Annotated in this window: 6 protein-coding genes; 3 read left to right on the top strand and 3 right to left on the bottom strand. The window is 69.4% G+C overall.

The annotated features are described in order from the left end of the window. Window positions 1-114 precede the first annotated feature (114 nt). The gene (gene glgB, locus PMI12_RS23745) at window positions 115-2,292 is read right to left on the bottom strand and encodes a 1,4-alpha-glucan branching protein GlgB (RefSeq protein ID WP_007837518.1); all 2,178 of its coding nucleotides are present in this window, start codon (window positions 2,290-2,292) and stop codon (window positions 115-117) included. Window positions 2,293-2,297: 5 nt separating this feature from the next. Further along, the gene (locus PMI12_RS23740; RefSeq protein ID WP_007837517.1) at window positions 2,298-3,962 is read right to left on the bottom strand and encodes an alpha-amylase family glycosyl hydrolase; all 1,665 of its coding nucleotides are present in this window, start codon (window positions 3,960-3,962) and stop codon (window positions 2,298-2,300) included. Between the two features lie 93 nt (window positions 3,963-4,055). Here PMI12_RS23740 and PMI12_RS23735 point away from each other — a divergent pair, with 93 nt between their 5' ends. Genes PMI12_RS23735 through PMI12_RS28965 form a run of 3 tightly spaced genes read left to right on the top strand, consistent with a single transcriptional unit; the run spans window position 4,056 to window position 6,609 of the window. After that, on the top strand, window positions 4,056-5,513 hold the full coding sequence (locus tag PMI12_RS23735; protein ID WP_007837516.1) for an NAD(P)-binding domain-containing protein: 1,458 nt from the start codon (window positions 4,056-4,058) through the stop codon (window positions 5,511-5,513). After that, on the top strand, window positions 5,510-6,016 hold the full coding sequence (locus tag PMI12_RS28970) for a CMD domain protein (protein ID WP_007837515.1): 507 nt from the start codon (window positions 5,510-5,512) through the stop codon (window positions 6,014-6,016). The genes PMI12_RS23735 and PMI12_RS28970 overlap by 4 nt, the downstream gene beginning before the upstream one ends. Next, the gene (locus tag PMI12_RS28965) at window positions 6,013-6,609 is read left to right on the top strand and encodes a peroxidase-related enzyme (protein WP_007837514.1); all 597 of its coding nucleotides are present in this window, start codon (window positions 6,013-6,015) and stop codon (window positions 6,607-6,609) included. The genes PMI12_RS28970 and PMI12_RS28965 overlap by 4 nt, the downstream gene beginning before the upstream one ends. Here the strand turns inward: PMI12_RS28965 and PMI12_RS23720 are convergent. Continuing rightward, on the bottom strand, window positions 6,604-7,704 hold the full coding sequence (locus PMI12_RS23720) for an NAD/NADP octopine/nopaline dehydrogenase family protein (RefSeq protein ID WP_237726166.1): 1,101 nt from the start codon (window positions 7,702-7,704) through the stop codon (window positions 6,604-6,606). The two genes, PMI12_RS28965 and PMI12_RS23720, sit on opposite strands and share 6 nt — an antisense overlap. Between the last annotated feature and the right edge of the window lie 73 nt (window positions 7,705-7,777).

Here is a 7,777-nt window from a genome sequence, read left to right as displayed (position 1 = left end):
CGCAGACAGTAGGGTCGCCTTTCTTTTGCCTACGTTTCTTTGGCGAAGCAAAGAAAAGTAGGTCGCCCGCCGGGGCGAGACCCGGCCCCGGGAAATAAACCAAGTCAAGCAACGTCAAGCCAACACCCACATCACGGTAGCCAGCGGCGGCACGCTGATCGAAACAGAGTCCGCCTTCCCATGCCATGGCACGGGAGAACTCTCGACAACGCCGTTTCCGACCCCACTGCCCCCATAAATCGAGCCATCCGTATTGACAATCTCCCGATAAGAGCCAGCACAAGGAACCCCCAGCCGATACCCATGCCGAGGCACCGGCGTGAAATTGCAGACCGCCACCACGAACGCCCCATCCCGAGCCCGCCGAACAAACGCAAACACCGACTGGTCCGCATCGTCATGCACGATCCATTCGAACCCCGCGCCCTCATGGTCGAGCTCATGCAGCGCAGGAAAGTGCCGATACACGTTGTTCAGGTCGCGCACCAGCCGCCGCACCCCTTGATGCGCCGCATGCTCCAGCAGATGCCAGTCGAGGCCGCGGTCGGCATTCCACTCCGCGTACTGCGCGAACTCGCCCCCCATGAACAGCAGCTTCTTTCCCGGATACGCCCAGAGGTAGCCATACAGGTTACGCAGGCCCGCGAACTTCTGCCACTCGTCGCCAGGCATCCGCCCGATCATCGAGCCTTTGCCGTGCACCACTTCGTCGTGCGACAGCGGCAGCACGAAGTTCTCGCTGTGCGCGTACATCAGCCCGAAGGTGATCTGCTGGTGGTGATGCTTGCGGTAGACCGGATCGGTGCCCGCATACGCCAGCGTGTCGTTCATCCACCCCATGTTCCACTTGTAGTGAAAGCCCAGCCCGCCGTCTTCCGGCGGCCGGGTCACGCCGGGGAAGCTCGTAGATTCCTCAGCCACCGTCACGGCCCCGGGCCGCTCGATGCCCACCACGCGGTTCATGCGCCGCAGGAAGTCGATGGCCTCCAGGTTCTCGCGCCCGCCGAGCACGTTCGGCACCCACTCGCCGGCCTTGCGGCTGTAGTCGCGGTACAGCATCGAAGCCACCGCATCCACGCGCAGGCCGTCCACGCCGTAGCGCTCCAGCCAGTACAGCGCATTGCCGACGAGGTAGTTGCGCACCTCCGTGCGTGCGTAGTTGAAGATCAGCGTCTGCCAGTCGTTGTGGAAGCCTTCGCGCGGGTCGGCGTACTCGTACAGCGCGGTGCCGTCGAAGCGGCCGAGGCCGTGCGAATCGGTCGGGAAGTGCGCGGGCACCCAATCGAGGATCACGCCCAGCCCTGCGGCATGCGCCGCTTCCACGAAATGCCGGAAGTCGCCCGGCGTGCCGAAGCGCGAGGTGGGCGCGTAGAGCCCGATCGGCTGGTAGCCCCATGAGCCGTCGAAGGGGTGTTCGCTGATCGGCAGCAGCTCGATGTGCGTGAAGCCCATGTCGCGCGCGTAGGGCACCAGCGTGTCGGCCAGCTCGCGGTAGTCCAGCCATTCGTGGCCGTTGTTCTTGCGGCGCCACGAGCCCAGGTGCACTTCGTAGATGCTGATCGGCGCATGGCGCCCGTTCGCGGCGGCGCGGCCTTCGGGCAGCTTCACCGGCGCGGGCAGGGGCTGCACCACGCAGGCGGTGTCGGGCCGCAGCTGCGACGAGAACGCGAAGGGATCGGCCTTGCGCAGCACCTCGCCCTGCGCCGACAGGATCTCGAACTCGTAGCTGTCGCCCACCGTCACATGCGGCGCGAAGATCTCCCACACGCCGCACTCGCGGCGCAGCCGCATCATGTGGCGCCGGCCGTCCCAGTTGTTGAAGCTGCCCACCACCGACACGCGCTTTGCGTTCGGCGCCCAGACGGCAAAGGCCACGCCCTTCACGCCGTCCATCTCGCGCAGGTGCGCACCCAGCCGCTCCCACGGCCGCAGGTGCGTGCCCTCGGCCAGCAGCCACACGTCGGTTTCGCCGAGCACGAACGGAAAGCGGTAGGGGTCTTCGAGCCGCGAGGTGTGCGCCTCCCAGTCGACCTGGAACGAGTAGCCCATGCGGGCCTCCGCGGCCGGGACCAATCCGCTGAACAGGTCCGATTCGGCATGCCGTGCCAGGATCGCAAGCGGCCAGCCGGTGCGCGAATGCAGCACGGCCACGCGCTGCGCACCGGGCAGCAATGCGCGCACTTCCAGGCCTTCGGGCGTCTCGTGCGGGCCCAGCACGGCGAACGGGTCGCCATGCTCCGCGCGCATCAGCGCATGGACTTCGGATTCGGGCAGCGGCTTGGAGGAGGGCATGGTGCTCAGCTTTGTCCTTCGGCGGCGGGCGTGCCGAAGAAGACGCCGTACGGCGCCAGCGCGAGCATGCGCTTTCCGCCTTCGGCCTGCATGACGGCGCTCGGCGCGAGCGGATGTCCGACGAGAGGCATCAGGGCTTCGGCCAGCGGCATCGAAACCGGTTCGCTCCCGAGGTTGAAGACCGCCTGCAGCGACGAATGCCCGTCGCGCCGCTCGAAATGCAGCAGAGGGTCGGGCGCATCGATGAAGCGGATGCCGCCGGTGCGCAGCAGGGGCTGCGTGCGCCGCCAGTGCAGCAGCGTGCGGCTGAAGGCGAGCATCGAATCGGGCCGCGCGGCCTGCCGTTCGACGGCCAGCGGAAGGTGGGGGCCGTACACCGGCAGCCAGGGCGTACCGGTGGTGAAGCCGCCGTTCGGCGCCGCGGTGGTCCACGGCATCGGCGTGCGGCAGCCGTCGCGGCCCTTGAACTCGGGCCAGAACGCGCGGCCGTACGGGTCCTGCAGCAGTTCGAAGGGCACTTCGGCCTCGGGCAGGCCCAGTTCCTCGCCCTGGTAGATGCTGGCGCTGCCGCGCAGTGCGAGCAGCAGCGCCAGCCAGAGCCGGTCGCGCCGGGCGTCGGCCGGGCCGCCGTCGCTCCATCGCGTGGCGACGCGCGGCACATCGTGGTTCGACACCGCCCAGCAACCCCAGCCGCCGGTGGGCGCCAGCGCGTCGTCGAGCGCCTCGACCTGGTGGCGCAGGTGGGCGGGGCGGTGGTCTGCCGTCAGCAGGCTGAAGCTGTAGGCCAGGTGCAGGCGCTTGCCGAGCTCGGTGTATTGCGCCATGACGGGCGGCGCGTTCTCGTCGCCGACCTCGCCCAGCGCCACCGCGCCGTAATCGTCGAGCAGGCGGCGCAGGCTTTCGAGGAAGGCCAGGTTCTCCATCTGGCTCTTGTCGTACAAGTGCTGCTGCATCGCGTAGGGGTTGTCGGCGCGCACTGTGCTGACCCCGTCGATCGACGCCGGTGAGGCCGGCGGGTTGTCGCGCAGCAGCGCATCGTGAAACTGGTGGTTGCAGGCGTCGAAGCGAAAGCCGTCCACGCCGCGCTCGCACCAGAAGCGCACCTCGCCCAGCAGGGCCTCCTGCACGGCGTCGCAATGGAAGTTGAGGTCGGGCTGCTCGGCGAGGAAGCTGTGCAGGTAGTACTGCCGCCGGCGCGAGTCCCACTGCCAGGCCGAGCCGCCGAACACCGACAGCCAGTTGGTCGGCGGCGTGCCGTCGGCCTTGGGGTCGGCCCAGACGTACCAGTCGGCCTTGGGGTTGTCGCGGCTGCTGCGGCTTTCGGCGAACCATGCGTGCTGGTCGGAGGTGTGCGAAAGCACCTGGTCGATGATGAGCTTCAGGCCCAGCGCGTGCATGCGCGCCAGCATGGCGTCGAAGTCGGCCAGCGTGCCGAACAGCGGGTCGACTGCGCGGTAGTCGGCCACGTCGTAGCCGAAGTCCTTCATCGGCGAGCGGAAGAAGGGGGAAACCCAGACGGCATCGACGCCGAGGCTGGCCACGTGCTCGAGCCGGGACGTGATGCCCGGCAGGTCGCCGATGCCGTCGCCATCGCTGTCCATGAAGCTGCGCGGGTAGATCTGGTAGATCACCGCGCCGCGCCACCATTCGCTGTCGCTCTTGCTGCCCATGCCGGCCCCTGTGGTCTGAAAATCATTGTGGCATGCGAAATCCGGGCCACCCGCGAAGCTTTCTACACTGGGCGTCGTTCCCCGCTCTTCAAGATGACATCAGATTCCGCTTCCTCCCTCGCCGCGCTCGAAGCGCGGCTCGCCCAGGACCTCGAATATCTCGGCTGGCCCGGCCGCAACTGGATGCCCGCCCGACAGGCCGGCGATGAATCCATGCTCGACGTGGCCATCATCGGCGGCGGCCAGGCCGGCCTGGCCGCCTCGGTCGCGCTGGCGCAGCTGGGCATTCGCGCCGTGGTGCTCGACCGCTCGCCCGCGGGCAAGGAGGGCCCCTGGGCGACGACGGCGCGCATGGAGACGCTGCGCTCGCCCAAGGAGCTCACCGGCCCCGCGCTCGGCCTGCCGTCACTCACCTTTCGCGCCTGGTTCGAGGCCCAGTTCGGGCTGGAGGCCTGGACCGCGATGGACAAGATCCCGCGCCTGCAGTGGATGGACTACCTGGTCTGGTACCGCCGCGTGATGGACGTGGACGTGCGCAACGACACCGCGGTGGTCGGCATCCACCCGCTGCCCGATGCGTCCGGCGTGCGGCTGGCCCTGCGCACGCCGCAGGGCGAGCGCAGCGTGCTGGCGCGCCGCGTCGTCCTTGCGACGGGGCGTGACGGCCTCGGCGGGCCGGCCGTTCCGGCTTTCGTCGACGCACTGCCGCGCTCGAAATGGGCGCATTCGTCCGACGACATGGACTACGGCCGGCTCGAAGGCCTGCGCGTGGGCGTGGTCGGCGCTGGCTCCTCGGCCATGGACAGCGCGGCCACCGCGCTGGAGGCCGGTGCGCGCAGCGTCGAGCTGCTGATCCGCCGGCCCGACCTGCCGCGCGTCAACAAGGGCAAGGGGGCGGGTGTGCCGGGGCTCACGCAGGGGCACTACGATTTGCCCGACGAGCTCAAGTGGCGCATCCGCCACTACATCAACGTGGCGAACGTGCCGCCGCCGCACGGCAGCACGCTGCGGGTGTCGGGGCACACCAATGCCTTCTTCAACTTCGGTTGCCCCATCCTCGCCATCGAGCCGCGGGGCGAGGCCATGCGCGTGTCGACGCCGAAGGGGGTTTTCGAATTCGACTTCCTGATCGTCTCGACCGGCTTCAAGGTCGACTGGCCGAACCGTCCGGAGTTTGCCGGCATCTCGGCCCACATCCGGACATGGAAAGACCGCTTCGAGCCCGCGCCCGGCGACGAAGACCAGGAACTGGCCGACTCGCCCGACCTCGGGCCCGCCTTCGAATTCCGGCAGCGCGTGCCGGGCGAATGCGCGGGGCTCGGGCGCATCCACTGCTTCTGCTACCCGGCTGCGCTGTCGCACGGCACGGTGTCGGGCGACATCCCGGCCATCAGCGATGGCGCCAGGCGGCTGGCGAGCGGCATTGCCAGCCTGTTCTACCGCGAGGACTTCGACCACCACTACGCCAACCTCGAGGCCTATGCCGAGCCGGAACTGTTCGGCGACGAATGGACGCCCGCGCTGCCGCCCCAAGAAAGAAGCCGACCATGACAAGCACTCCCCACGATGTGATCGATGCCGCCGTCCCGCTGGCGCCGGACCACCCCCTCTGGGCGCTGCGGCGCCAGCGCGACAAGGTCGTTGCAGCCACGCAGGGCAGCTATGACGCGATGTTCTCGCCGGCCGTCGAAGGCCTGTCGGTAAGCGAGCGGCTGCTCGTGGCGCTGCGTGCCTGCCGCGTGTCGAAGGCCGACAGCCTGGCCGCGCACTACCGCGACAGGCTGGCGGCCGAAGGCGCGGATGGCGACGTGATCGCTGCCGTGGACGCCGGGCGGCCCGTGGCCGATGCGCGCCTGCAGGCCGTGCTGGCCTTCACCGGCAAACTGATCGAGCGCCCCATCGAGGGCGACAAGGCCGCCGTGCAGTCGCTGGCCGCGAGCGGCCTCTCGACGCCCGCCATCGTGGCGATGAGCCAGTTGATCGCCTTCCTCTCGTACCAGATCCGCGTTGCCGCGGGCCTGAAGGCGCTGGTCGCCGCGGAGGCTGCGGCATGACGGCCCCGATCCGCATCAAGGGCTTCACCACCGAGGTGCTCCAGTGGAAGCCGTGGCTCGACACGGTGAACGTCGACACCGCCACGCCTGCCCAGCTGGCCGCACTCGACGAGATGAGCCCGCAGGCGCGCAGCTCGCCGTACTTCCTGGTGCTGGCGCATCAGCCCGAGATACTGCTGCAGCGCTCCATCGCCTTCAACGCGATCATGTTCGCACCGGGCGGCATGCCGCGTGCCGAGCGCGAGCTGGGCGCCACGGTGGAATCGCGCGTCAACGGCTGCGTGTACTGCGCCTCGGTGCATGCGCAGCGCTTCGAGCAGCTGGCCAAGCGCAACGACGTGATCTCGCAGGTGTTCGAGGAGCCGCAAGGCGCCGGCACCACGGCGCGCGAGAAGGCCATCGTCGCGTTCTCGATCCGTCTCGGTGCCGAGCCCGACAAGGTCTCGGCCGACGACGTGCGCGGGTTGAAGGAGGCCGGGCTGACCGAGCAGGAGATCCTCGACCTGATCCATTCGGTCGCCCTGTTCGCCTGGGCCAACCGGCTGATGCTCAACCTCGGGGAGCCGGTGTTCCCCGAAGCCGACGCTTCATAAGCGCTCGAGCAGCCCGGCGACGGTTTCGTTCGCCAGGCCCAGCGGTTCGAGCAGGTCGTTCTCGCAGCGGAAGTCGATGCCGTTGACCAGCGAGGCCGCATCCACGATGGTGCGGGTCGCGGGCGTCGGCACGCCGGCGATGGCGCCCAGCGCCTCGACGAACGCCAGGCCGTAGGGCATGTCCTCGGTGACGTAGCGGGTGTCGGCCTGCGTGGGGCCGGGCGGACCGCCGCGCTTGGCGTGCAGCTCGGCGGCGATGTCCTCCAGCTTTGCCGACGCGGTGCCGAAGGAGCGCGCGAAATGCGCTTCGATGGGACCGAGCTCGATGCCGAACGCGGCGGCCACGGCGCGCCGCTCCCGGTCCAGCGCCTCGATCACGCGCGACACGCCGGGCGTCATGCAGTGGTACTGCGGCCAGTTCTCGGCGCGCTCGATGCGCGTCCAGTTGAACACCGCGAGCGGGCCGTGGGACTGCGGATTGACGTTGGCCAGGGCGCTCGCGAGGGCGCTGCCGTCGGGGAAGAAGCCGTCACCGAAGAGGGCGGTGCACAGCGCGACGGCCTCTTCCACCCGCGAGCCGGGCAGGGCGGAGACGCCGACCGCCTTGCGCCGCGTCATCACCCTGACCTGCGTGCCGGACTCGCGGCGCGCGGTCAGCACGGTCGTGCCGAAGCTGGCGACCGTGATCCGCCGGCCTGCGCGCGCAGCTGCTTCGTGCAGATAGAGCGAGGACAGCGAGGCCATCGAGCTGACGATCACGGTCTGGCCGTCGCGCAGGAGAGGGAGCAGCGCGTCCATCACGCGCCTGTGGCCGTTGACGGGGAGGGCGAGCAGCAGCACGTCCGAAGCGGCGCAGAGCCCGGCCGCGCCGTCGGCGACCTCGACCTTCACCGAGAACGACTGGATGCCGCAGGCTTCCAGCGGCTGAGTGCGCAGCCCGTCCGCGCCCCGGCCGCCCGGCGACCACACCGTGACGCCATGGCCCGCCCGCCGCAGCCACGCCGCACTGGCCAGCGCGATCGCCCCGGCGCCGGCGATGCCGACGCGGTACTGCTTCGCCGCGACCGTCACAGGCGCATCCCCATTCGTGAACACCGTGGAACCGGCTTTGCCGGGCCACCGGTGTTGCCCCCGGCGAGGGGGGTGGCGAAGCGACACGAAGTGCGCG

It is taken from the genome of Variovorax sp. CF313, assembly GCF_000282635.1.
Taxonomy (GTDB): Bacteria; Pseudomonadota; Gammaproteobacteria; order Burkholderiales; family Burkholderiaceae_C; genus Variovorax.
This window is presented reverse-complemented; position numbering and strand designations above follow the sequence as displayed.

What these genes read in the sequence shown, in the direction of transcription:
- glgB (WP_007837518.1), bottom strand. Translation starts at nt 2,292, where the DNA reads ATGCCCTCCTCCAAGCCGCTGCCCGAATCCGAAGTCCATGCGCTGATG.
- PMI12_RS23740 (WP_007837517.1), bottom strand. Translation starts at nt 3,962, where the DNA reads ATGGGCAGCAAGAGCGACAGCGAATGGTGGCGCGGCGCGGTGATCTAC.
- PMI12_RS23735 (WP_007837516.1), top strand. Translation starts at nt 4,056, where the DNA reads ATGACATCAGATTCCGCTTCCTCCCTCGCCGCGCTCGAAGCGCGGCTC.
- PMI12_RS28970 (WP_007837515.1), top strand. Translation starts at nt 5,510, where the DNA reads ATGACAAGCACTCCCCACGATGTGATCGATGCCGCCGTCCCGCTGGCG.
- PMI12_RS28965 (WP_007837514.1), top strand. Translation starts at nt 6,013, where the DNA reads ATGACGGCCCCGATCCGCATCAAGGGCTTCACCACCGAGGTGCTCCAG.